The organism is Citrobacter sp. EC_71, assembly GCF_019584005.1.
Lineage (GTDB): Bacteria > Pseudomonadota > Gammaproteobacteria > Enterobacterales > Enterobacteriaceae > Citrobacter > Citrobacter werkmanii.
The window spans coordinates 23,213-45,578 of sequence record NZ_VDAY01000020.1 but is presented as its reverse complement, the minus strand read 5'-3'; the positions used below and the strand labels follow the sequence as shown (position 1 = coordinate 45,578).

General features: G+C 54.4%; 25 protein-coding genes and 1 riboswitch. Of the genes, 3 read left to right on the top strand and 22 right to left on the bottom strand.

The window, feature by feature from the left end; all coding sequences use genetic code 11:
* Window positions 1-52 precede the first annotated feature (52 nt).
* From cobT to pduF, 22 genes are all read right to left on the bottom strand, one after another.
* On the bottom strand, window positions 53-1,117 hold the full coding sequence (gene cobT / locus FHD02_RS19020; protein ID WP_220394199.1) for a nicotinate-nucleotide--dimethylbenzimidazole phosphoribosyltransferase: 1,065 nt from the start codon (window positions 1,115-1,117) through the stop codon (window positions 53-55).
* Window positions 1,118-1,141: 24 nt separating this feature from the next.
* A complete protein-coding gene (gene cobS, locus FHD02_RS19015; RefSeq protein WP_220394198.1) occupies window positions 1,142-1,885 on the bottom strand; it encodes an adenosylcobinamide-GDP ribazoletransferase in 744 nt (247 codons plus the stop codon).
* Complete coding sequence (gene cobU / locus FHD02_RS19010; protein ID WP_042307622.1) at window positions 1,882-2,427, bottom strand: bifunctional adenosylcobinamide kinase/adenosylcobinamide-phosphate guanylyltransferase; 546 nt, start codon at window positions 2,425-2,427, stop codon at window positions 1,882-1,884. Before cobU ends, cobS begins: the two co-directional genes overlap by 4 nt.
* Window positions 2,424-3,944: a cobyric acid synthase gene (locus FHD02_RS19005; protein WP_220394197.1), complete on the bottom strand. Its 1,521-nt coding sequence runs from the start codon at window positions 3,942-3,944 to the stop codon at window positions 2,424-2,426. Before FHD02_RS19005 ends, cobU begins: the two co-directional genes overlap by 4 nt.
* Window positions 3,941-4,756 carry an energy-coupling factor ABC transporter ATP-binding protein gene (locus FHD02_RS19000; RefSeq protein ID WP_038641638.1) on the bottom strand — a complete coding sequence of 272 codons (816 nt, stop codon included), beginning with the start codon at window positions 4,754-4,756 and terminating at the stop codon, window positions 3,941-3,943. The genes FHD02_RS19005 and FHD02_RS19000 overlap by 4 nt, the downstream gene beginning before the upstream one ends.
* A gap of 8 nt (window positions 4,757-4,764) precedes the next feature.
* Entirely contained in the window at window positions 4,765-5,442 is a 678-nt protein-coding gene (locus FHD02_RS18995; protein ID WP_137360896.1) for an energy-coupling factor ABC transporter transmembrane protein, read from the bottom strand.
* Entirely contained in the window at window positions 5,429-5,710 is a 282-nt protein-coding gene (locus FHD02_RS18990; protein WP_006683999.1) for an energy-coupling factor ABC transporter substrate-binding protein, read from the bottom strand. The genes FHD02_RS18995 and FHD02_RS18990 overlap by 14 nt, the downstream gene beginning before the upstream one ends.
* Window positions 5,711-5,712: 2 nt before the next feature.
* A complete protein-coding gene (cbiM, locus tag FHD02_RS18985; protein ID WP_061381969.1) occupies window positions 5,713-6,450 on the bottom strand; it encodes a cobalt ECF transporter S component CbiM in 738 nt (245 codons plus the stop codon).
* On the bottom strand, window positions 6,447-7,160 hold the full coding sequence (locus FHD02_RS18980; RefSeq protein ID WP_038641643.1) for a cobalt-factor II C(20)-methyltransferase: 714 nt from the start codon (window positions 7,158-7,160) through the stop codon (window positions 6,447-6,449). Before FHD02_RS18980 ends, cbiM begins: the two co-directional genes overlap by 4 nt.
* The gene (locus FHD02_RS18975) at window positions 7,157-7,951 is read right to left on the bottom strand and encodes a sirohydrochlorin cobaltochelatase (protein ID WP_042307607.1); all 795 of its coding nucleotides are present in this window, start codon (window positions 7,949-7,951) and stop codon (window positions 7,157-7,159) included. Before FHD02_RS18975 ends, FHD02_RS18980 begins: the two co-directional genes overlap by 4 nt.
* A gap of 10 nt (window positions 7,952-7,961) precedes the next feature.
* Window positions 7,962-8,747, bottom strand: coding sequence for a cobalt-precorrin-6A reductase (locus FHD02_RS18970; RefSeq protein WP_137360874.1), 786 nt, complete (start codon window positions 8,745-8,747; stop codon window positions 7,962-7,964).
* Window positions 8,744-9,469 (bottom strand): precorrin-3B C(17)-methyltransferase, encoded by a 726-nt coding sequence (locus tag FHD02_RS18965; RefSeq protein WP_003030278.1) that lies wholly within the window; start codon window positions 9,467-9,469, stop codon window positions 8,744-8,746. Before FHD02_RS18965 ends, FHD02_RS18970 begins: the two co-directional genes overlap by 4 nt.
* A complete protein-coding gene (gene cbiG / locus FHD02_RS18960; protein ID WP_042307600.1) occupies window positions 9,469-10,524 on the bottom strand; it encodes a cobalt-precorrin 5A hydrolase in 1,056 nt (351 codons plus the stop codon). The genes FHD02_RS18965 and cbiG overlap by 1 nt, the downstream gene beginning before the upstream one ends.
* Window positions 10,505-11,278, bottom strand: a complete 774-nt coding sequence (locus FHD02_RS18955; RefSeq protein ID WP_042307599.1) for a cobalt-precorrin-4 methyltransferase — start codon at window positions 11,276-11,278, stop codon at window positions 10,505-10,507. The genes cbiG and FHD02_RS18955 overlap by 20 nt, the downstream gene beginning before the upstream one ends.
* Window positions 11,271-11,840 (bottom strand): decarboxylating cobalt-precorrin-6B (C(15))-methyltransferase, encoded by a 570-nt coding sequence (locus FHD02_RS18950; protein WP_137360873.1) that lies wholly within the window; start codon window positions 11,838-11,840, stop codon window positions 11,271-11,273. The genes FHD02_RS18955 and FHD02_RS18950 overlap by 8 nt, the downstream gene beginning before the upstream one ends.
* Entirely contained in the window at window positions 11,830-12,435 is a 606-nt protein-coding gene (locus tag FHD02_RS18945; RefSeq protein WP_137360872.1) for a cobalt-precorrin-7 (C(5))-methyltransferase, read from the bottom strand. Before FHD02_RS18945 ends, FHD02_RS18950 begins: the two co-directional genes overlap by 11 nt.
* On the bottom strand, window positions 12,429-13,565 hold the full coding sequence (cbiD, locus tag FHD02_RS18940; protein WP_137360871.1) for a cobalt-precorrin-5B (C(1))-methyltransferase CbiD: 1,137 nt from the start codon (window positions 13,563-13,565) through the stop codon (window positions 12,429-12,431). The genes FHD02_RS18945 and cbiD overlap by 7 nt, the downstream gene beginning before the upstream one ends.
* On the bottom strand, window positions 13,562-14,194 hold the full coding sequence (locus FHD02_RS18935) for a cobalt-precorrin-8 methylmutase (protein ID WP_008785140.1): 633 nt from the start codon (window positions 14,192-14,194) through the stop codon (window positions 13,562-13,564). Before FHD02_RS18935 ends, cbiD begins: the two co-directional genes overlap by 4 nt.
* 10 nt (window positions 14,195-14,204) lie before the next feature.
* Window positions 14,205-15,164 (bottom strand): adenosylcobinamide-phosphate synthase CbiB, encoded by a 960-nt coding sequence (cbiB, locus tag FHD02_RS18930; protein ID WP_137360870.1) that lies wholly within the window; start codon window positions 15,162-15,164, stop codon window positions 14,205-14,207.
* Window positions 15,161-16,540, bottom strand: a complete 1,380-nt coding sequence (locus FHD02_RS18925) for a cobyrinate a,c-diamide synthase (RefSeq protein ID WP_085047977.1) — start codon at window positions 16,538-16,540, stop codon at window positions 15,161-15,163. Before FHD02_RS18925 ends, cbiB begins: the two co-directional genes overlap by 4 nt.
* A gap of 87 nt (window positions 16,541-16,627) precedes the next feature.
* Window positions 16,628-16,803, bottom strand: a riboswitch (cobalamin riboswitch).
* 329 nt (window positions 16,804-17,132) lie between these two features.
* Window positions 17,133-18,044, bottom strand: a complete 912-nt coding sequence (pocR, locus tag FHD02_RS18920) for a regulatory protein PocR (protein ID WP_006683984.1) — start codon at window positions 18,042-18,044, stop codon at window positions 17,133-17,135.
* 203 nt (window positions 18,045-18,247) lie between these two features.
* Entirely contained in the window at window positions 18,248-19,057 is an 810-nt protein-coding gene (pduF, locus tag FHD02_RS18915; protein ID WP_087855993.1) for a propanediol diffusion facilitator PduF, read from the bottom strand.
* Between the two features lie 524 nt (window positions 19,058-19,581).
* Between pduF and pduA the strand changes: the two genes are divergently transcribed.
* From pduA to pduC, 3 genes are read left to right on the top strand one after another with little or no spacing between them, the layout of a single operon-like run.
* Complete coding sequence (pduA, locus tag FHD02_RS18910) at window positions 19,582-19,863, top strand: propanediol utilization microcompartment protein PduA (protein ID WP_003030255.1); 282 nt, start codon at window positions 19,582-19,584, stop codon at window positions 19,861-19,863.
* Window positions 19,863-20,675, top strand: coding sequence for a propanediol utilization microcompartment protein PduB (gene pduB / locus FHD02_RS18905; RefSeq protein ID WP_003030252.1), 813 nt, complete (start codon window positions 19,863-19,865; stop codon window positions 20,673-20,675). Before pduA ends, pduB begins: the two co-directional genes overlap by 1 nt.
* Window positions 20,676-20,693: 18 nt before the next feature.
* Window positions 20,694-22,358, top strand: a complete 1,665-nt coding sequence (pduC, locus tag FHD02_RS18900) for a propanediol dehydratase large subunit PduC (protein WP_042307581.1) — start codon at window positions 20,694-20,696, stop codon at window positions 22,356-22,358.
* Window positions 22,359-22,366: the final 8 nt, after the last annotated feature.

The window sequence follows — 22,366 nt, the reverse complement described above, 5'->3', positions numbered from 1 at the left end:
TTCAATGCGCATAAAAAACCTCGCCAAGCGGCGAGGTTCATAGCTCACGTTACTATGCTTCTTTACCATCCGGTAGCACAATGTTGCTGGCGGCTAACTGCCCCATGTTGTGGTACATCGCGCAGGCTGCCTCAATAATCGGCATCGCCAGCGCGGCCCCGCTGCCTTCACCTAAACGCATCCCCATATTGAGATACGGATCCAGCTCCAGATGCGCCAACGCAGTGCGAGCCCCCTTCTCAGCAGAGAAATGTGACGGAATCAGATAGGGTTTAATCTGCGGTGCGATCTGGCAGGCCGCCAGCGCAGCAGAGTATGAAAGAAAACCATCCAGCACGACCGGCAGCCCACAGGAGGCCGCGCCAAGCATCACCCCCGCCATGCCCACCAGATCAAACCCGCCCACTTTAGCCAGTACATCGATACCGTCATTACGATCCGGTTGATTGACGGCAATGGCTCGCCGCACAACCTCAACTTTATTGCCTACTCTTGAAAGCGGCAGGTTAGCGCCAATACCTACCACATCCTCGGCATCGCTGCCGGTCAGCACGCTGACGATAGCCGCCGCAGGCGTGGTATTTGCCATACCGAGTTCACCCACGCCAAACAGCGTTACGCCCTCTTTCGCCAGTTCATGGGTATAGCGGATAACTTCCAGCAGCAGTTCCTCGGCCTGCGAACGGCTCATTGCCGGGCCCTGGGCAATATTGCCGCAGCCGCGCGCGACGCGCATATTCACCACGCCGGGGATAAGCTCCGCGTCAATTCCCACGTCAATGACATGCACCTTTGCTCCAGCCTGAGCGGCCAGAACGCAAACGCCGGTCGTGCCACGCGTCATATTGGCGGCCTGAATAGCCGTAACCACTTTAGGCGAAACGGCAACCCCTTCATCCAAGACGCCGTGATCGGCGCACATCACCAGCATCGCTTTGCCGTTCACATGCGGTGCGCCTTTCAGGCCAGGCATACCAGCCAGTTGCACGGCGAGCGATTCGAGGCGACCCAGACTGCCCGGCGGCTTTAGTAAGCCATCAATATGCTGCTGAGCACGCAGCATCGCGGCACTGTCAGGTGAAGGAATCGCGTGGAGTAAAGAGGTCAAAGTCTGCATAAGGGTTCCAGTATGTTGGCTGACTCAAAGCAGAGCCAGCAAGAATATTAACTCGCCAAGTTCAATGGCTGCGCCCAGCGTATCGCCGGTTTGCCCACCCAACGTACGTTTTAATAACTGCCCAAGAATGAAAATCGCCACCATCGTGACAACCAGCGCCGCCACGCCCCGCATACCCGGAAGCAGCACGGCGGCCAGGATCGCCGCCAACCCCAGCGTGACGGCGGTTTGACGCCCGGTAATTTTGCCGATGAAGACATTACCCAGCCCTTCTTCGCGGGCGTAGCGATGTCGATACATTAGCAAAACAGCGGTACCCCGCCCGGCGACACATGCCGCAGCCAGCGCCGCCAGCATTGGCGTGTCACGTAAAGCCAGTTCGCTCACCACCAGCACTTTGGCCAGCAAAACGAAAATTAACGCCAGCCCGCCATGGGTTCCCAGACGGCTGTCGCGCATGATTTCCAGCATCCGTTCGCGTCGACGGGCAGAAAAAATACCGTCACAGGTATCCGCCAGGCCGTCCAGATGAAAACCTCCGGTCAACAACGCCAGCGTCAATACGGCAAACAAGGCTGCCAGTGGAATACCACACCAGGGCTGCAGCGCCATAAAGACCAACCCCGTTAGCCCGCCCAGCACCACGCCTATCAGGGGGAACATCACGATACCGCGCGAATAGTGCTCGAAATCCAGTCCTTGCGACCAGCGAGCAGGAACGGGCAAGCGGCTGATGAAAGACAGCATTGCCCAGAACAACTTACTCATTTAATTTTGACTCCAATTCCTGATACCACCAGCCACACCTCATCAGCTGCCGTCGCCAGTCGCTGGTTCACGCGTCCTGCAATATCGCGAAAATGACGGGCCAGACGGTTTTCCGGAACAATCCCCATTCCGACTTCGTTAGTCACCAGTACGACCGTTGCCGGACAGCGCTGACAGGCAGCAATTAGCGAACGGATCTCATCCTCAATGGACTGCTCCATCGCCGCGTAATCCCAGCTATCCGGGTCGCTGTCACCACCCAGCGCAAACAGCAGATTGGTTACCATGGTGGTGATACACTCCAGCAAAATGGCTTCCTGAGGATCGTTTGCTGCCGTTATCAGTTCATCGAGATGTTGCCAGCGCTCGGCAGTACGCCAGTGTGCGGGACGCCCATCGCGATGGTGCTGAATTCGCGCCGCCATCTCCTCATCAAAAATCTGCGAAGTCGCGATATACAGAACGTTTGGGGAATCAGCGATCAGCGCTTCCGCATGCCGACTCTTGCCGCTTCGTGCGCCGCCCGTAACCAGAATCATCATACGGGCTCCTGATGTTGCTGCATGATGGTATAAATTTTCTCAATATCGATGTGTTGTCGCATCGCATCCGCCAGCAGATCAAACTGCTGCGATTTATATTGCGCGTAATGGAAGGTGGAATCCAGCGGTGCTAACCCTTTGCGTACACGCAGGCCATTCACCAACGCACGGGTAAATGCATCGCTGTCGAACAGTCCGTGAAGATAGGTACCGAACGCCAGGCCATCCGGCGTTACCGCGCCGTCAGCGACATTGCCATCTTCTTTGCGCAGTGTCATTACCGACTGGCATGCTTCGGATAATGCCGTTTCGCCCATATGGATTTCATAACCGCGAACGGATAACCCCGCCGCGCCCGCCAGCCAGTCAGGCAGCGCAGAAGACATTTGCCCCTCAACCAGGGTCGTGGTTTTATGCTGGGCAAAATGGGTCACCGTATTAAGCAAGCCCAGACCCGGCAGCGTACCGAGCCCTGATTCCACCTCATCAATGATGGTGTCGCCGAGCATTTGGTAGCCGCCGCAAATCCCCACCACCGGTACGTTATTACGATGTAATTGCACGACGCCATGCGCCATTCCGCTTTCACGCAGCCAGACCAAATCGCCCAGCGTGTTTTTGCTACCTGGCAGAATCACCAGATCGGCCCCCGCCAGTTCTTCAGGCTGGCGAACATAGCGCACGCGCACATCCGGTTGTGCCGCAAGCGCATTGAAATCAGTAAAATTAGAAATGTGCGGGAGTTGAACAACGGCAATGTCGATGTCGCGTTTGTCAGTACGCAGATACTTGCCCTTTTGCAGCGCCACGCCGTCTTCATCTTCCAGATCAACATCCAGCCATGGCATGACGCCCAGCACCGGAACACCGGTCAGCGCTTCAATTTGCTCGACACCGGAGTACAGCAGCGCCACATCACCGCGAAATTTATTGATGATAACCCCTTTTACCCTGGCGCGTTCATGGTCATGCAGTAGCGCCAGCGTGCCGTAAATAGAGGCAAACACGCCGCCACGATCGATATCTGCCACCAGAACAACCGGGCATTGCGCCATCTCAGCCATGCCCATATTGACGATATCGCGATCGCGCAGATTAATCTCAGCGGGGCTTCCCGCGCCTTCCAGCACCAGCACATCGAACTCCTGCGCCAGGCTGTTATACACTGACAGGATCTGCTCCCGCAGGCGCGGCTTATACTCGTGATAACTCACCGCATCCATATCGGTCGCTACTTTACCCATCAGCACAACCTGCGCTTTACGATCGCTGGTCGGCTTAAGCAGCACCGGGTTCATACGCACATCCGGCGTAATGCCGGCAGCTTCCGCCTGAAAAATTTGCGCCCGGCCCATCTCTTTACCCTCTGGCGTAATACCCGAGTTCAGCGCCATATTCTGCGATTTAAACGGCGCGGTACGCAGTCCGTCCTGGTAAAAAATTCGACACAGCCCGGCGACCAATACGCTTTTACCCACATCAGATGCCGTTCCCTGCAACATTATTGCCTGCGTCATGACGCCTCCTTCAGTGCGTTCTCTCGCATACGACTAAAAAATTCAGCCTCTGTTTTACACAGCGGGAAACCCAGCTCAGTATGCAGCTTCACCAGCCAGGGCTGAGTCAATCCAGCTTGTTCAATAAGATCCGTCCGGGCGAAAACCTCACCCGGCGTGCCGTGCGTCAGCACTTCGCCCCGGCGTAAAACGTAAACTGCATCGCTGACCTCATAGATAAGATCGATATCATGGCTGGAGATCACCACATGGTTTCCTTGCGCTACGATGCGTTTGATTATCTCAATCATCTGCGTGCGGCCTGATGGGTCAAGGCCTGCAGTGGGTTCATCCAGTAGCAGATATTGCGCCTGCAACACCAGCGCACCAGCAATCGCCACGCGTTTTTTTTGCCCGTGGCTTAAACACTGAATCGGCTGATGGCGAAAATGCTGGGCATCAACCAGCGTGAGCGCATCCTCCACCCGGCGTGAGATTTCAGCTTCATCCACCCCAAGGTTGCGCAGGCTGAACGCAATATCGCTGTCGATATCGGTATAAAAGATTTGCTGATCGGGATCCTGAAATACGGTTGCCACCTGCTGGCGCAGCGCCAGCAGGCCGCGCTTGCTGTAATCCAGCGGTTTGCCCTGCCACATCACCGCGCCTTGCTGCGGTCGCAATAACCCGCTCAGATTCATAAACAGCGTGGATTTCCCGCAGCCATTGGCCCCTACCAGCCCGGTGACGGCATGCGTAGAAAAGTCCAGCGTTAGCCCTTTGAGGATCGGGTCATCCTGATAGCGAAACCAAAGCGCTGAAGTGGCAAGCATACTTTTCCTTACAGGTGAAAATCACCTTGATACAGTTTGATATCCAGGGTGGTGGTCATTTGCTGGTAGCGGATCAACACACGGGTAAATAACAGTCCCACCAGCATTGCCAGCGAACGGTAGCCCAACGGTAAGCTACGATAACCAAAACGCAGCGTTTGCGCGCGATGAATAGCCAGCGCCTCATCTAACAGGATAAAAATAAACCGCCAGGTCAGCAGGATCTGTTCAGTCAGCAGGCGAGGAACGTGTGCGCGTTTGAGTAAAATAATCAACTGCGGAAACGGCAGATTCAGCACTAACCAGAAGGTTGCCGCCAGCGCTGCAAGGCTGCGCCAGAAGGTTTCATTGGCAGTGACCAAGCCTGGCGCGCTCACGCCTAACCAATAGCTTCCTACGGGGATACTGGCCAGCAGGGTTTGCGGATCGCGGCTAAAACTAAACAGGATGGTCACAACACCAACCGTCAGAAAACCAAACGGCAATGCCATCCAGCGGCACCAACGCCAGAAGGAAATGCGCAGCAGCCAGCAGCTCAGCGCGGCAATCAGTAACAGCTCAATACCCTGCCCCAGCGGGGGCAGGGTGAACGCCAGAATCATCATCAGCAGCCAGAGCAGAAATTTCCGCACCGGTGAGACATGAAACCAGCGGCTTTGATAGCTAAGCCTGTCAAGCCCGGTCATCACGGCGTTGTCTGCCCTTGGTGTAACCCAGAATGTAGAAAATTACGGCTGCGCCCAGCGACCCCTGGAGCGTAAACAGCAGGCTTTCAATTTCGCCACTTGCCGGTTCGTACAACGGCTGGAACCACGGCTCATAATGCGGGGCGATAGCCTGAATCTGGCTTTCCGCCTCACCGTCTGAACCACCGTACTCTCCACCGTGGTTGATAAAGAACGGCAGGATCACCAGCGCCACCACCATGCCTAACAAAATCAGCGTCTTTTTCATCGTTAATGTCCTTGTGCGGTTATCAACTGTCGTTTGGTTAGCTGGTCATAAATCATTACGGTGAGGAGACCTTCCGCAATCGCGATTGGGATCTGCGTCAGGCAGAAAATGCCCATGAATTTCACAATCGACCCCACTGCGCCAGCGGACGGATCCGGGAACGCAACGCCCAACTGAACAGAAGTAACAAAATAGGTGACGAGATCCGCCAACATGGCACACAGGAAGACGCAGACATCCCGGCGTAGCCCCGCTCGGCAGGCCATTTTCCACACCATGTAACCCACTACCGGGCCAATCACCGCCATCGACATGCCGTTGGCCCCGAGCGTCGTTAAACCGCCGTGCGCCAGCAGCAAGGCCTGGAACAGCAGGACTATCGCACCGAGAATAGCGACCACACCCGGTCCGAACAGGATAACCGCCAGGCCGACACCGGTCGGATGCGAGCAGCTTCCGGTAACGGAAGGAATTTTCAGCGCCGACAGCACAAAAATAAACGCGCCGCACAGGGCCAATAACACTTTTTGGTGGCTGTCTTCCTGGACGATTTGACGCAAGCGCACTAATCCGTACCACAGGCAAGGTAAAAACAGCAGCCACCAGGCCAGCGCCCACATTGGCGGCAAGAAGCCTTCCATAATGTGCATGGCGAACGCTTGCTCAGGGACAATCATCAGTAATAGCGCCGCAGCCAACCCGCTGAAAGACAGCTGTTTTAGCTGTTGTTCAAGCTTCATTGTGCATACTCCCACTGTTTATTAACCAGAATGGTCGAGAAATAAGGCAGCGGCTGGTCGTCGCTGACTTCGTTGAGATGACGCCAGCACTGCTCACCAGGCAGCGTGGCTTCAGACATCATCAATGCGCAATTCAACAAGCCCTCTTGTTGCAGCAATGCTTTGATGCGCGCAAAACGACCGTACACCTTCATTAGTACCAGGCTGTCATGCTGCTTTAGCGCCTGCTGGATTTCCGCTTCCGGCGCGGTACAGGAGACCACCGCCAGCGACTGTTGCTCCATAGCGAGCGGCGTTTTTGAGCGCGCGGCAATCGCGGCGAAAGAGGTCACGCCCGGAACGATTTCCAACCAGTCAGGACAGCCAATACGCTGGAGTAAAAAGACCCAGGTACTGAACAGCATGGCATCACCAAGGGTAATAAAACCAACCTGTTTACCGGCCTCCACTTCCTGAACCAGCGCGGCAGCAACCTCATCCCAGACTGCCTCTTTTTCAGCACTGTCGGCACTCATAGGAAAATGGCAGCAGCGGACTTCGGTCTGCTCGCCGATATACTCCCGCACGATTGACAGCGCCAGGCTATCGCCGCCTTTCCGCCCGGCAGGCGCATAGAGAATATCGAGCTGACCCAGCGTGCGTGCGGCACGCACGGTGATGAGATCGGAAGCGCCTGGCCCGGTGCTTAACGCGTACAGTTTGCCGCTCATGCCGCTTCCTCCAGCGCCACATTCAGCGCCTGCTGCAAATGCGCCACAAACATGGCGCGCACCGCCGGATTCTCACCCAACCCACTGAGCCACGGCGTAGCCCGTATCCCGGCCGCATTAAACAATGTCTTCCACGAATCGTCTTCGTCGGAGGCCATATCATTGATGGCATGGTCGCCAGCAACTAACATCAGCGGCATCAGATGCACCGCCGTCACCCCTTCCTGAGACAAACTCTCAATTAACACATCTACTTCCGGGTAGCTTTCCACCGCGCCGACCCGCGCCGGGTAGCGCTGCGCCGTCATCATATGGTCGAGACAGGCATAAGCGGCAAAGGCATGATGGCTGGCGCCGTGCCCCATAAACACCACTTTTTCCTTTTCGCCAAGCGGCGGCATCTGCTGTTGCAGCGCCAGCATCAGCTGGGCGTAATCTTCATGGCTGCTCAGCAGCGGTACGCCGAGCGTCAGGCGAGAAAACAGCGGACGCATACTTTGCACTTCGCGGACAATTTTTTCGTATTCATCGCCGTTGATGATGTGCAGTGACTGAATAGCCACATCCTGATACCCCTGCTCCGCCAGCTTTTGCAGCGCCTGCAGCGGCGTGTCGATATCAATGCCATCACGCTGCTTGAGCTTGCGGATAATCATCCCAGAGGTAAACGCCCGGAACAGGTCACGATCCGGGCAACTGGCCGCGAGATCGCGCTCACAGGCCACAATATTTTTCTCACAAGTGTCGTGATAGCTGGTGCCAAAGCTGACCACCAGAAGCGCCTTTTTCATCTCTAACTCCTTAAGCAGCGGCCAGCCAGCGCGTTAAACGCGCCCCAAATGCGGCCTGACTTTCCAGTAACTCTTCTCCCGTCACCAACGGTGCCGGACGTGTAATCACGATGCAGGGGATACCGGCATCCAGACAGGGTTGAACTTTTTCCTGATAACCACCTTCCGCACCGGATGCTTTGGTGATCACCACATCAGCCTGACACTGACGATAAAACGCGGCGTTGAACTCGGCGCTAAACGGTCCGCACAAGGCGAAGATCTCACCGACGCCAAAGCCCAGATCAGCGCATTGCTGAATGACCTCAGGTACAGGCAGAACGCGCGCCAGCAGCGTTTTTTCAGGCAACCCTTCGCGCCAGATGGCCAGATCTTTACTGCCGGTGGTGAGCAACACGCGTTTACCGAAGCGTCGCGCCACCTCGCAGGCTTGCTGAATACTCTGCACGGTATGCAGATGCGGGTGGGTTAAACCACTCAACTGTTCAGGACGCTGATAGCGGCTCAGCAGTACGCCCGCGGCTTCACAAGCGCTCATGATGTTGCGGCTCACCACCTCGGCATACGGATGCGAGGCGTCGATCACCCAGCGCGTCCGATTTTCCTGCAGCCAGGCTATCATTTGCTCGCGTTCCAGACGTCCGCAGCGCACCTGACCTTTGATGTCTCCCGCCAGCTGCTTCCCCGTCGGGGTCGCAACTGACAGGGTGTAGGCCACGTTTGCCGCATCCAGTTGCTGGCACAGCATGCGCGCATCGCTGGTACCGCCCATGACCAACACGTCACCGTAATTCACAGCACATAACCTCGTGGCGTGATCATCAGGCCGTCCTGCACGTAGGTTGTTTTGTTGCCAACGATCACCAGACTGGTCATATCAACCGGCTCAAAGTCCATTTCACCCAAGGTGGTCAGCCATTTTTCCTGCTTTTTACGTCCGGCTGACTTCACAATACCGACCGGCGTTTGCGCGCTCTTGCTGGCTGAAAGCAGCTCAAATGCGCGCGCCAGGTGTCCTTCGCGACCCCGACTGCGTGGGTTGTAGAAACAGATAACAAAGTCGGCTTCACCAGCGGCAACAATGCGTTTTTCGATAACCGGCCATGGCGTTAGCAGATCGCTTAAGCTGATGTGGCAGAAGTCGTGCATCAACGGTGCGCCCAGCAAAGAGGCGGCGGCAATGCTGGCAGTCATGCCTGGGATCAGTCTGACCTCAACATCCAGCTTTTGCTTACTGACCAGCTCCAGCACCAGCCCGGCCATACCGTAAATCCCCGCATCACCGCTGCTGATGAGTGCCACATTGTGACCCGCCTGCGCCAGTTCGATTGCCGCCTGACAGCGTTCAATCTCTTTGCACATTCCGGTTTTGATCACCTGCTTATCGCCCGTGAAAGCCTTTACCAGATGGGTGTAGGTTTTATAGCCAACGATAATTTCCGCTGCCTGCAAAGCTTCAACGGCTTCCATGGTCATCATTGCCTGCGAGCCAGGGCCAATTCCAATTACGCTTAACATCAGTGTGAAACTCCCAAAGTGATAGTGACGCCCTGTTCTCGCAGGGTCTCGCCTAACAGTTGTCCGTGGCTCAGCAGCCAGGCTGCAGGACCAGAAACGCTTCCTGTCCCCACCGTTTTGCGAACAAACGATGAGGCCGGAAAACGGTGTTCATGCTCACGCAGCGCGTCAGCGGTAAAGGTTTCGAAAGGCACGCGGCAGCACGAGGCCAACTGGATGAGGCCCTGCTCATCCTTTTTCAGCGTGATACTACCAATGGCTTTTAGTGCCAACGGATCGAGCTGCTGGGCTTCAAGTTGGCGGGCAAGCAGCGCAGCAAGCAGCGGGAACGGTGTGTCGCGGCGACAACCAATTCCAGCCACAACCCGCTGCGGCACCAGCTTCCAGTGCGGAACAGGCAGATCGGGTAAATTGGTGCGTAAGGTGATACACACCAGCGCATCCAGTTCGGGAAGCTGATTGAGATCGGTTACCGTGATAAAACCACGGCGATCACAATGGCTGACATCCTGGGTCAGTTCATCATCCCACCACAGGCCAACCCGTTTGTTGCTGACCAGCATCTGATTAACGATCTTCACCGCCGAACGGAAATCGCTCATCCGCGCATTCAACTGGAATGCCAGTGTATCCAGGGCCGCCATATCGTTGACATCCGTCGCCGTGGTGATTACCGGGTCGGCCCCCAACATGCCTGCCAGATAACGCGCCAGCGCATTCGCGCCCCCCGCGTGACCGGAAAGCAGGCTGATGACATGCTGGGCACGTTCATCAATGACCACCACCGCCGGATCGCAAAATTTATCGTTGACCAGCGGAGCCAGCACGCGAACCGCAATGCCGGTCGCCCCGATAAAAATCAGCGCCGAGTAGTTCATAAACGCATCACGGGCGGTATTGGCAAAGCCGTTTTCAAAGGGAATAAACCCCTCCTCCAGCAGCTTTTCACTGGTAAAACAGGTGACCGGCAGCATAGCCGCCAGACGTTTCGCCAGCACAACGCCACCTGGCGTCAGGCAAAAAAGCGCAATTGACTCAGGCTTTACGGTATTCATGGCTAAAGTCCGCCGCATAGAGTTTGGAGTAGTGATACTCCGAGCCCAGGAAATTACCGACCAGAATCAGGGCCGTTTTGCGGATGCCCGCATCGCGCACCTTGTCGCCAATATCCGCCAGGGTACCGCGCACGGTCTGGCTTTCCGGCCAGGTCGCTTTGTAGATCACCGCCACTGGCGTGGTCGCCGGATAACCGCCTTCAATTAAACGCTCGGCCACCCGATGAATACGCTGGACGGACAGATAAATCGCCATAGATGTCTGGTGACTGGCAAACGACTCCAGCTGTTCGCGCTCGGGGACCGGCGTACGCCCTTCCAGACGGGTAATGATCAGGCTTTGTGAGACTTCAGGCACGGTGTACTCCACGCCGAGTTCTGCCGCCGCACCGAGGAAGGCGCTGACGCCGGGCACCACCTGCCAGTCGATCCCGCGTTTGGTCAGTTCCTCGCCCTGCTCGCGGACGGAACCGTACAGTGAGACATCGCCAGTTTGCAGACGCACCACGGTCTTGCCAGCCTTCACGCCAGCTTCCATCAGATCGAGGATCTGCTCCAGATGCAGTTCAGCGCTGTCGTGGCATTCAGCATCGGCGGGACAATATTCCAGCAGTTCGGTGTTAATCAGCGATCCAGCGTAGATAACCACCTGCGCCTGTTGTAGCAAACGGTAACCTTTGAGGGTAATCAGCTCGCGATCGCCAGGACCTGCGCCAACGAACCACACGCTACGGGGATCAAAAATCTCAGACATGGTTTCCTTCCTTCTGACAGGCGATAACAAATACGGGGTTATTCGGTTTGAAATAATGACCACTGCCAAGCGTGGTAAGCGAGGAAACCTGTAGCTGCAGGCAATCCGCTCCCTGTACGCCCAGATGGTCCAGATGAACCAACGCGGTGTTGAGGTTTTCCTGGAGGATAAACGTCATGACCAGCCGCCCGGCGGGATGCAGTTGACGCATCGACCAGTCAATGAGATCGGTCAGATGCCCACCGCTGCCACCCATAAAAATGGCATCGGCTTTTTCGGCGATGGTCATTGGCGCAACGCCGGGAAAAATGTCGATATTTGCGCAGGCAAAATGCTGGCGATTTTCATCCAGCAGCCTGAGCGCCGCCGGGTTACGTTCGATTGCCGTCACGCGCAATCCGGGATATTGCAGCGCCGCTTCTATCGACACGCTGCCAGTTCCCGCCCCAATATCAATCAGATGACTGGCACGGTGTAATTCAAGTTTTGAGAGGGCAAGTGCACGTACCGCTTCTTTGGTCATCGGCACCTTTTCTCCACGCAGAAACAGCTCATCTTTCATCAAGGATCACCACTGCATTCATGTCATAGTCGGCGTTAATTTCACTCACAGGCAGGACATGGATCCGCTCGTTTTCCATCGCCAGGTTTTCGCCAATAACCATCCAGCGATGCCCCTTGCCTCGAGTGATTAGCTGCTGTGCGATTTCACGTGGGCCGCACAACGCATCTGTTACCATCCCCACCTTGTTATGTAGGGCCAGCTCATCGAAACAGACGCTGCGCCCGTGGCTACTGGTCAGCCACATATCGTTCATATCGATACCGGACTGCGCGCACAGATACTGCACCGCGCTAATACCGGGAATAATGCGTACCTGCCCGATGCCAAAATGCGCCACCATGCGCGTCCCAATGCCGTAGAACAACGGATCGCCAGACGCCAGCACGACGACATGCTTATCCTGGTGCGCAGTTACCCAGTTCAGGAGCTCCGCAATATTGGCGCCAAGAGCAAACCGCTCACCGGTAAAATCCGGGAATTGCTGCAAATGCCGCTTTCCGCCGACCAGCACATCAGCCGTTGCGACCGCTTCACGCGCCGCAGGCGTCATCAAATGCAAACCCGCGGGTCCCATTCCCACAACGGTTAACATTGCATCTCCTCAGCAATTTCAGCGATCGGGCGATTACTGCCAAGCACCTGATTGTCAAACGAGAACATGATGGCGTCGCAGGTCGGGGGATTTTTGGTAAAGCGCAACGTTTGCAGAACGCGCATACAGATACGCTTCGCCAGATGGTTATAAATATGCTGAAAGCCGTACGCGTCGATGTGTTCCATCGCCGCTTCGGTAGTATCGCAGTCGCTGACCAGCCTCAGCAGTTCCAGCGGTGCGCCAAGCAACGCGAGATGGGCCACCAGCGTTTCCATGCGCGCATCGGCAATATGGCTGTGGGTATGGAAGATCCCCGCCGCGATTTTGATAAGTTTCCCGGGATGTCCCACCAGCACGATTTGCCGAAATCCCAGACGGACGGCTTCTTCAATCATGTAGCCGACAAAGTTGCTCATAGTGACCACAACCTGCGTGTCGATGCCCATCTGCTCGCGCACAAAACGTTCACCGTGGTTTCCCGGCACCAGTACCACGCGATCCAGACCCGCCGCACGTTTAATTTCCAGCTCCAGCGACAGCGAACGTTTCCAGCTCTCTTCCGACATTGGCGTGACGATACCCGTGGTGCCAATAATCGAAATACCGCCCAGAATGCCGAGACGCGAGTTGTAGGTTTTTTGCGCCCGCTCTTCGCCTTCCGGCGCGAAGATCTCAATCTGCGCCCCACGATTTGGACCAATCGCCTCACGTACCGCAGACTCAATGGTCTGGCGAGGTGTCCGGTTAATCGCCGAACTCCCCACCGGGAGGCCGATCCCTTTGCGGGTTACCGTACCGACTCCTTCTCCGCCCTGTAAGGCGATCACGCCACTATCATCTAACGTCACGCGGGCAAAAATCAGCATCCCATGCGTGGCATCGACATCATCGCCACCGTCTTTACGGATCGCGGCTATCGCCTGCTGCCCTTCGATATGCGGCGATTCGACGTTCAGGCACAGCGTCACCCCGGAAGGCGTCACGATGGAAACCTGATGGATCAGGTGCTGGCGCAATACCATCAGCGCCGCCACTTTTGCAGCCGCCGTCGCGCACGATCCCGTGGTATATCCTTTACGCAGCGCTTTACCGTTGTGCCACACCGGCGTATCGAAGGCCTCGCTCATCGCGCCCCCTGCATGTGATAAAGCATGGCGTTGACGATAGCAGCGGCGACGTTACTTCCCCCTTTACGTCCTAACGCAGCAATGGCCGGGAGGTTGCTTTGGGTCAGCGCATCTTTCGACTCCTCAGCACCCACGAACCCGACCGGTACACCAACCACACCGCTGACGGCAACATCATGCTCAAGCAGACGGAACAGCGCTGTCGGCGCATTGCCAAAGACAAACAGCTTTTCCCCCTCTTCTTTCACCGCAATATCGACAGCCGCCATTGAACGGGTGATCCCCTGCTCTTTTGCCGTTCGTACGACCCGTGGATCGCTGATATAGCAGCGGCACTCGCCGCCAAATTTTGCCAACAGCGTTTTATTGATCCCGGAAAGGGCCATCGTGGTATCGGTATAAATTACGCTCGAACGGCTAAGCGCCGCGCAGAACTGCTCCAACACATCACTGGAAAACCACAGAATGTCCAGCCAGTCGAAATCCGCCGTGGTGTGAATGACCCGCTTGATAATGGCTTCATGCAACGGACTGGCAAACTGATAGTCCGGGCGGGTTTCACGGATAATCTCGCCAATAATGTCGAAACTTTTGGCCTCAATAGCCTGGGGTTGCTGGATATATTGCATAGTGTTGTCCTCAGGCTACACCGACCAGCAGCCACCGCAGCGCGATAAACAGCGCCAGTGCCAGCGTCGATGCCACCCACATCAATCGAATCGTATGGGAAATGTCGTCTACCGAAATGTCGCGTTGCGCATCACCGATCCACGGTTTCTCAACGCGCTCGCCAAAGTAGTCATTAGGGCCACCCAGACGAATGCCTAATGCCCCGGCAACTGAGGCCTCCGACCACGCACAGTTTGGGCTGCTGTGGTTGTAGCGATCGCGCCAGCCGATCTGCAAAGCACGCGAACCGTCCTGACGGCATAAAAATGCAGCCACGCCCAGCAGCAGCCAGCTCAGTCTCGCAGGAATATAATTTGCGACATCATCCAGACGCGCGCTGACCATACCGATAGCGCGGTATTTTTCATGTTTGTAACCCACCATGGAGTCAAGGGTATTTACCGCTTTGTAGGCCATCGCCAAAGGCGCGCCGCCGAGAAGAAGGAAAAACAGCGGCGCGATGATGCCATCAACGGTGTTTTCGGCCACGGTTTCCACCACGGCACGATTGATCTGCTGAGGTTGTAATTGCGAGGTATCGCGACCCACGATCCAAGATAACTTTTCCCGACTTGCGGCAAGGTTACCGGCACGCAACGGACGTTCGACATCCTGCGCGGCGTTCGCCAGACAGCGCCCAGCAAGCACGGTAAAGATCATCCAAACCTCCACCATCCATCCAAGCCAGGGATGAATAGAGTGCGCCAGCGCCAGTACGCCCCAGGAGACAGTCCAGGTCAGGCCAACCACCACTACCCACATCACCGCGCCACCAATGCGCAACGCACGATCGCTATGGCAGTAGCGCCGTACGACTCGCTGCATGGCAGAAATCAGATTGCCAATCCAGCGCACCGGATGCGACCAGTTCTGCGGATCGCCGATAATAAAATCAAGCAGCCAGGCAACACACCACGCAAGGATCGTCATAGCGCGCTCCTCGCGGCTGCCAACCAATGGTTAAGCATCTGCGGACGTTGAGCAAAATGAACGTGTAGATAGCTGGCGAAAGTGTTACCCACCTGCCAGCCGCCGGACCAGGTCTGCAACGTTTTGCCATCGCGCACTTTGCGACAGTGCATCACCGCGGGAGTTTCAGGAATAAAATCTGAGTAGTGAAATTCATGCCCGCGCAGCACTTCGCCTTCTGCAGCTAACAAGGTTTGCTGCGCGGCCTGCGCCTCGCAGTAGCCAAATCGGGTCAGACGTTTCCCCATTTTGCTGTGACCGGGAATGATATCCGCCATCAACCAGCTATCACCGTGGCTGTCCTCCAGCGAACTGCCGAGATACATCAGCCCACCGCACTCGGCGTAAATCGCCACGCCGCGGTGATGTGCGGCTCGCAATTGCTTAAGCATCGGGACATTGCGGGCCAGAGCCGCAGCATGTAACTCAGGGTATCCGCCACCCAGCCAGATCATCTGACAATCAGGTAAACAGGTGTCGTGCAACGGGCTAAAACGGACAATCTTCAGCCCCGTGCGTTCAAGCAAAGTAATATTGTCCGGGTAATAAAAGTTGAACGCTTCGTCATCAGCGATAGCAAGCGTTAGCCCTTCTCCGGCATCAGTATCGGGAAGCGTAGGCCATTCACCCGCAGGGAGGGTGTTTAGCTGGCTTAATTTCAGTAGAGCATCGATATCCAGCGTCTGCTCCAGCGTCGCGGCAAAGGCCTGCCACGGCTGCTGATTGATAACAGACTCACGCGCAGTAACCAGCCCCAGATGACGCTCCGGAAGCGCAACGCCTTCCATACGGGGAACGTAGCCTAATACAGGAACGGAACAGTAACGCTCAATCGCCACCTTCAGCAACTGATAATGCGTTTCGCTGTTGACCCGATTAACGATCACCCCGGCGATGTTCAGCGTGGGATCAAAATGCTGAAACCCCATTACCGTTGCGGCTATCGAGGTGGAAACAGCTTTACCATCAACCAGTAAGATGACCGGGCAACCTAACTGTTTGGCCATCGCGGCGGTACTGCAGTAGTTCGGGTCGGTACCATAACCGTCATACAACCCCATCACGCCTTCAATCACGGCGATATCGGCATGTTGCATCTGCTCGCGGAATAAAGCATTCAGAGTGGAAGCGGGAAGCATGAAGCTATCAAGATTGCGGGAAGCGGTACCGCATACCGCTGTATGCCAGCCGGTATCAAGGTAATCAGGCCCCACTTTGCAAGGCTGGACGCGTAAACCGCGTTTTTTCAACAAGCTCAACAAGCCCAGCGTCACCGTGGTTTTACCACAGCCGCTTCCGGTACCTGCAAGAACAAATGCGTGAAAATTGGCCGCCATACCCTGATCCTGTTCAGGGTGGTAGGGGTGTAGAGATACCCAGTCTCTCGACTGTATGCATCTGAACCACCCACTTCCCACCGAAGTTGTTGGTAGTCACTGACAGGCAGGTCTTCTGGCTTAGCGTCATCCTCACCCGTCCTTCCCAATCTTGCGATCAGTGGTCCATACGGGGTCGTCAGCATCACAGCAGCGGGGGCTGCGGGGGATTCTCACCCCCTTCCCTACCACAAATGTGGCAAACCTGTCAGTTCAGGAGCCGTAATTAAGCTCCCTGTTATGAGGTAAATTCACGACCTCATGACAATAATTCAATTTAATATCTTTCCGGGTTCATTCAGCCAATTATCTGGCATAAACCCACTTATTCACATGTTCACATTTTGAATGAAAGTGTCTGCAAAGAATAAAGAAAGTCAGGCATGCAGACACTGTATCTCATCACAAAAATAAAAACTGGTGCAGTTTATCCCTCTAATACTATTATTTTGTTGCGCTATGACAATTTATTGACTGCTGTTGTTACTTTTCATTTTATAATTACTGACATAGCGCCCGATATCAAAAATCGGCAATAGCAAAATATTGCTATTTAAGCGGACTCACCGCGTGAAATGACATTTATTTGCTGGCGAAATGCCTGCGGCGTAACCTGATACGTCTGGCGGAATACTTTGCAGAAATAGCTGGTTTGTGAAAAGCCTAAATTACGCGCAATGCTGGCTATGCTCCAGTCACTATGACAGAGCAACTCTTTGGCACTCGCCATTCGCTGTTGATTTACCCAGGCGTTAAACCCGATACCCTGATATTTTTTGAACAATTTACTGAAATAGTAAGGGCTAAGGTAAACATGAGACGCAACATCTTCCAGGCGTAACTCATCTGACAAATGCGCATCAATATAGCGCAGCGCTTTTTTCATTTTGCTGTCGTGAGGATTCGGCGTTCGGTTGGCGCGTACTGGCTCTGCCTGCTGCGGGTTGTCTTTGATAACCACAAAATTTAGTTGTTTTTTAAGGCAATTTTCCACGATGAGCTTTAGCAGATCCGCCGAGGCGATAACGCGCGAATAGTCCATCTCCGGCACATTACGAAATTCACTGAGCAGTTCGGGATCGGCTTGCCAGCGGTCATCGACGTTCAGGATATCCACCAGGCCGACATCGTTACTTAAACGCACCTGACCACACAATACGAACCCAACCAGGTGACCCGCAATTACCAGCGGAATTGAGAAGTCGGTAAGCCCCGCGTGGCAGCGATAGATGCAGGGTTGATCGGATTTTGAAGCTTCCAGCCCGCCACAGCGATCGCTCATACGACAACGGGTACTGTGCTGAGGATGCTGGCGCATCAACTGACAAAAAGGGGTGAAATTAAAAAGCTCAGAAATTTCATCACCGTGAATATTGACAACCACAACAGCCAGACTGGTGGCCTGCGCAAAATCCTGTGCGATTTTATTAATGAGTTCTGAGTTCAGGGCACTCGCAGAAATCATGATAAAACCTCTCAGTTAATTTATTGTTATAAATAAAACATACTATTTACACATCCAGTTTCATCTCGCTTTCCTGGGCGCTGATGAAAGTCATCATCGAACATAACAAAAGTCTCCCATTGTGGGGAGACTTTTTCAGCGGTTCAGGAAACCGGATCACGAAAACAGTTTTTACGCTTTAAAAATAAACATCTTCCGTGAAGCTAGCTCTCATTTTCCTCCAGTTTACACGTATTACACGGTAAATTTTTGCCAATAAAATAACGATAAATTGCTGCGCCTGCGCACGCACCGATGATGGGGGCCACAATCGGTACGATGAAATAAGGGATATCACGCCCGCCGGTCATCGCCACATCTCCCCACCCGGCCATCCATGCAAATAATTTTGGACCGAAATCACGTGCCGGGTTCATCGCAAATCCGGTGAGAGGCCCGGTAGATGCACCGAGAACAGCCACCAGAATGCCAATCAATAAAGGCGCCAATGGCCCTCTGGGGACGCCATTACCGTCATCGGTAAGTGCCATGATCATGCCCATCAGAATGGAAGTGATCACCACTTCAACCAGCGCAGCCTGCCAGACGCTGAGCGCCGCCGCTGGATAAGTACTAAAAATACTGGCCAGTTGCAGGCTTTCAAGGCTGCCACGCACCATTTGATGGGCAGACTCATACTCGGTAAATAGACTTCCGTACAGCAGATAGGCTAGCAACGCGCCGCCAAAGGCACCCGCAACCTGCGCTACGGTGTATGGCACAACTTTGCGCCCCGGAAAACAGGCAAATAACCACAGGGCGATGGTGATTGCAGGATTGAGATGCGCGCCAGAAATCCCCGCTGTCAGGTAAACGGCAAGCGAGATCCCCAACCCCCATATGATGCAGATCTCCCATAATCCCAAACTGGCGCCCGCGACTTTAAGTGCGCTCAGGCATCCGATGCCAAAAAACAAAAACAGCCCGGTACCCAAAAACTCAGCAATGCATTGCGCTTTTAGTGAATCGTTCATTGTGACACCTTCTAAGCAGAGTTCGTGTCTTTACCAGCGGACTCCTTGCTGGTACGTAGAATACTTCAAGGCTTACTATAAAAAGCCGTATCGGCAAAATGTTGGCAATCTGAAGGCGGCATGCCCCTCAAAATCGTGCTGAGATAGCAAATTCTTGCTATCACTTTTATTAAAACAGGCGAGAACACAGGAAAATCCACTATTAGTGGTACATTTGTGAAACGATAAAATATTGCTATTGGCAGAATTATGTTTTCAGACAATCATCACATTTTCATTTTTCCGCATAGCAAATGCCATTTTTAATGTCACTAACAAAAGTGTAAATATGGAATTAACATAACCAAATATTCATATTATTAAAATAAAAAATAACCATTAAAAACAAAAAGATAAAATAAAACATAGCAATTTTATATCACCATAACCTCACTATTTTTTCATTCATACTTTCAACTCAGCCATTCTTTTTCCTCGCTTCTTTTTATAGTCATGAATATCGGGACAACCCAGGCGAGGTCTTTATGCAACAAGAAGCGTTAGGAATGGTAGAAACCAAAGGCTTAACTGCAGCCATAGAGGCCGCAGATGCAATGGTGAAGTCAGCCAATGTAATGCTGGTCGGCTACGAAAAAATTGGTTCGGGGCTGGTAACCGTTATTGTCCGCGGCGATGTCGGCGCAGTCAAAGCAGCAACAGATGCCGGCGCCGCCGCAGCCCGTAATGTGGGAGAAGTGAAAGCCGTACACGTTATCCCGCGCCCTCATACCGATGTAGAAAAAATCTTACCGAAGGGAATTAGCTAATGAGCAGCAATGAGCTGGTTGAACAGATCATGGCGCAGGTGATTGCTCGCGTGGCAACCCCAGAACAGCAGGCTATCCCTGAAAATAATCACCCAACACGAGAAACGGCTATGGCAGAGAAAAGCTGCAGTTTAACGGAGTTTGTCGGTACCGCGATTGGCGACACCGTCGGTCTGGTAATCGCCAACGTAGACAGCGCCTTACTGGACGCGATGAAACTTGAAAAACGTTATCGCTCCATTGGCATCCTTGGCGCCCGTACTGGCGCGGGTCCGCACATTATGGCCGCCGATGAAGCGGTAAAAGCAACAAATACGGAAGTCGTCAGTATTGAATTACCACGAGATACCAAAGGCGGCGCGGGCCACGGCTCGCTGATTATCCTCGGCGGCAACGATGTTTCCGACGTGAAACGCGGAATTGAGGTTGCGCTGAAAGAGCTGGATCGCACCTTTGGCGATGTTTATGCGAACGAAGCCGGTCACATCGAGATGCAATACACCGCCCGCGCCAGCTACGCGCTGGAAAAAGCCTTTGGCGCACCGATTGGCCGTGCCTGTGGTGTGATTGTCGGTGCACCAGCCTCCGTAGGTGTCCTGATGGCTGATACTGCGCTGAAATCCGCCAATGTGGAAGTTGTAGCCTACAGCTCCCCGGCCCATGGCACCAGCTTCAGCAACGAAGCCATTCTGGTCATCTCAGGTGATTCCGGCGCAGTTCGTCAGGCCGTTATCTCCGCCCGTGAAATTGGTAAAACCGTACTCGGGACCCTCGGCTCAGAGCCGAAAAACGATCGTCCGTCCTATATCTGATATCAGTGAGGCTGATTCATGAGATCGAAAAGATTTGAAGCACTGGCGAAACGCCCTGTGAATCAGGATGGTTTCGTTAAGGAGTGGATCGAAGAAGGCTTCATTGCGATGGAAAGCCCGAACGACCCTAAACCATCGATTAAAATCGTCAACGGTACAGTGACTGAACTGGATGGCAAATCCGCCAGTGAATTTGACTTAATTGACCATTTCATTGCCCGCTACGGCATTAACCTGGCGCGCGCTGAAGAAGTCATGGCAATGGACTCGGTCAAACTAGCCAATATGCTTTGCGACCCTAACGTGAAGCGCAAAGATATCGTGCCGCTGACCACCGCAATGACACCAGCTAAAATTGTCGAAGTGGTGTCCCATATGAACGTCGTCGAGATGATGATGGCCATGCAGAAAATGCGTGCTCGTCGTACTCCGTCTCAACAGGCGCACGTCACTAACGTTAAAGATAACCCGGTACAGATTGCCGCAGACGCCGCAGAAGGCGCATGGCGCGGATTTGACGAACAGGAAACGACCGTTGCCGTCGCACGCTACGCGCCATTTAACGCCATTGCCCTGTTAGTCGGTTCACAGGTTGGGCGCCCTGGCGTGTTAACTCAGTGCTCGCTGGAAGAAGCGACCGAACTTAAGCTCGGCATGCTGGGCCACACATGCTACGCGGAAACTATCTCCGTCTATGGTACAGAACCCGTCTTTACCGACGGCGACGACACGCCATGGTCGAAAGGCTTCCTCGCCTCTTCCTACGCCTCTCGCGGCCTGAAAATGCGCTTTACCTCCGGCTCTGGCTCAGAAGTTCAGATGGGTTACGCCGAAGGTAAATCAATGCTTTATCTGGAAGCACGCTGCATTTACATCACCAAAGCCGCTGGCGTGCAGGGTTTGCAGAACGGCTCAGTAAGCTGCATCGGCGTGCCTTCCGCCGTACCGTCCGGTATTCGTGCGGTTCTGGCCGAAAACCTAATCTGTTCTTCTCTGGATCTGGAATGCGCCTCCAGCAACGACCAGACCTTTACCCACTCGGATATGCGTCGTACCGCGCGTCTGCTGATGCAGTTCCTGCCAGGTACTGACTTCATCTCTTCCGGTTATTCCGCGGTACCGAACTACGACAACATGTTCGCCGGTTCCAACGAAGATGCGGAAGACTTTGATGACTACAACGTTATCCAGCGCGACCTGAAAGTGGACGGCGGTCTGCGTCCAGTTCGAGAAGAAGATGTTATCGCCATTCGTAACAAAGCGGCGCGTGCGCTACAGGCAGTATTTGCCGGGATGGGATTACCACCAATCACGGATGAAGAAGTGGAGGCTGCGACCTACGCCCACGGTTCGAAAGATATGCCGGAGCGCAACATCGTGGAAGACATCAAGTTCGCACAAGAGATTATCAATAAAAACCGTAACGGCCTGGAAGTGGTAAAAGCGCTTGCTCAGGGCGGGTTTACCGATGTCGCTCAGGACATGCTCAACATCCAGAAAGCCAAGTTAACCGGGGATTATCTGCATACCTCCGCCATTATCGTTGGCGACGGACAGGTGCTATCCGCAGTAAATGACGTCAATGACTATGCCGGTCCGGCAACAGGTTATCGCCTGCAAGGCGAACGCTGGGAAGAGATCAAAAACATCCCTGGCGCACTTGATCCCAACGAACTTGGCTAAGGGGTGAA

Coding starts and splice junctions, on each gene's coding strand:
- cobT (WP_220394199.1), bottom strand. CDS start 1,117: ATGCAGACTTTGACCTCTTTACTCCACGCGATTCCTTCACCTGACAGT.
- cobS (WP_220394198.1), bottom strand. CDS start 1,885: ATGAGTAAGTTGTTCTGGGCAATGCTGTCTTTCATCAGCCGCTTGCCC.
- cobU (WP_042307622.1), bottom strand. CDS start 2,427: ATGATGATTCTGGTTACGGGCGGCGCACGAAGCGGCAAGAGTCGGCAT.
- FHD02_RS19005 (WP_220394197.1), bottom strand. CDS start 3,944: ATGACGCAGGCAATAATGTTGCAGGGAACGGCATCTGATGTGGGTAAA.
- FHD02_RS19000 (WP_038641638.1), bottom strand. CDS start 4,756: ATGCTTGCCACTTCAGCGCTTTGGTTTCGCTATCAGGATGACCCGATC.
- FHD02_RS18995 (WP_137360896.1), bottom strand. CDS start 5,442: ATGACCGGGCTTGACAGGCTTAGCTATCAAAGCCGCTGGTTTCATGTC.
- FHD02_RS18990 (WP_006683999.1), bottom strand. CDS start 5,710: ATGAAAAAGACGCTGATTTTGTTAGGCATGGTGGTGGCGCTGGTGATC.
- cbiM (WP_061381969.1), bottom strand. CDS start 6,450: ATGAAGCTTGAACAACAGCTAAAACAGCTGTCTTTCAGCGGGTTGGCT.
- FHD02_RS18980 (WP_038641643.1), bottom strand. CDS start 7,160: ATGAGCGGCAAACTGTACGCGTTAAGCACCGGGCCAGGCGCTTCCGAT.
- FHD02_RS18975 (WP_042307607.1), bottom strand. CDS start 7,951: ATGAAAAAGGCGCTTCTGGTGGTCAGCTTTGGCACCAGCTATCACGAC.
- FHD02_RS18965 (WP_003030278.1), bottom strand. CDS start 9,469: ATGTTAAGCGTAATTGGAATTGGCCCTGGCTCGCAGGCAATGATGACC.
- cbiG (WP_042307600.1), bottom strand. CDS start 10,524: ATGAATACCGTAAAGCCTGAGTCAATTGCGCTTTTTTGCCTGACGCCA.
- FHD02_RS18955 (WP_042307599.1), bottom strand. CDS start 11,278: ATGTCTGAGATTTTTGATCCCCGTAGCGTGTGGTTCGTTGGCGCAGGT.
- FHD02_RS18950 (WP_137360873.1), bottom strand. CDS start 11,840: ATGAAAGATGAGCTGTTTCTGCGTGGAGAAAAGGTGCCGATGACCAAA.
- FHD02_RS18945 (WP_137360872.1), bottom strand. CDS start 12,435: ATGTTAACCGTTGTGGGAATGGGACCCGCGGGTTTGCATTTGATGACG.
- cbiD (WP_137360871.1), bottom strand. CDS start 13,565: ATGAGCGAGGCCTTCGATACGCCGGTGTGGCACAACGGTAAAGCGCTG.
- FHD02_RS18935 (WP_008785140.1), bottom strand. CDS start 14,194: ATGCAATATATCCAGCAACCCCAGGCTATTGAGGCCAAAAGTTTCGAC.
- cbiB (WP_137360870.1), bottom strand. CDS start 15,164: ATGACGATCCTTGCGTGGTGTGTTGCCTGGCTGCTTGATTTTATTATC.
- FHD02_RS18925 (WP_085047977.1), bottom strand. CDS start 16,540: ATGGCGGCCAATTTTCACGCATTTGTTCTTGCAGGTACCGGAAGCGGC.
- pocR (WP_006683984.1), bottom strand. CDS start 18,044: ATGATTTCTGCGAGTGCCCTGAACTCAGAACTCATTAATAAAATCGCA.
- pduF (WP_087855993.1), bottom strand. CDS start 19,057: ATGAACGATTCACTAAAAGCGCAATGCATTGCTGAGTTTTTGGGTACC.
- pduA (WP_003030255.1), top strand. CDS start 19,582: ATGCAACAAGAAGCGTTAGGAATGGTAGAAACCAAAGGCTTAACTGCA.
- pduB (WP_003030252.1), top strand. CDS start 19,863: ATGAGCAGCAATGAGCTGGTTGAACAGATCATGGCGCAGGTGATTGCT.
- pduC (WP_042307581.1), top strand. CDS start 20,694: ATGAGATCGAAAAGATTTGAAGCACTGGCGAAACGCCCTGTGAATCAG.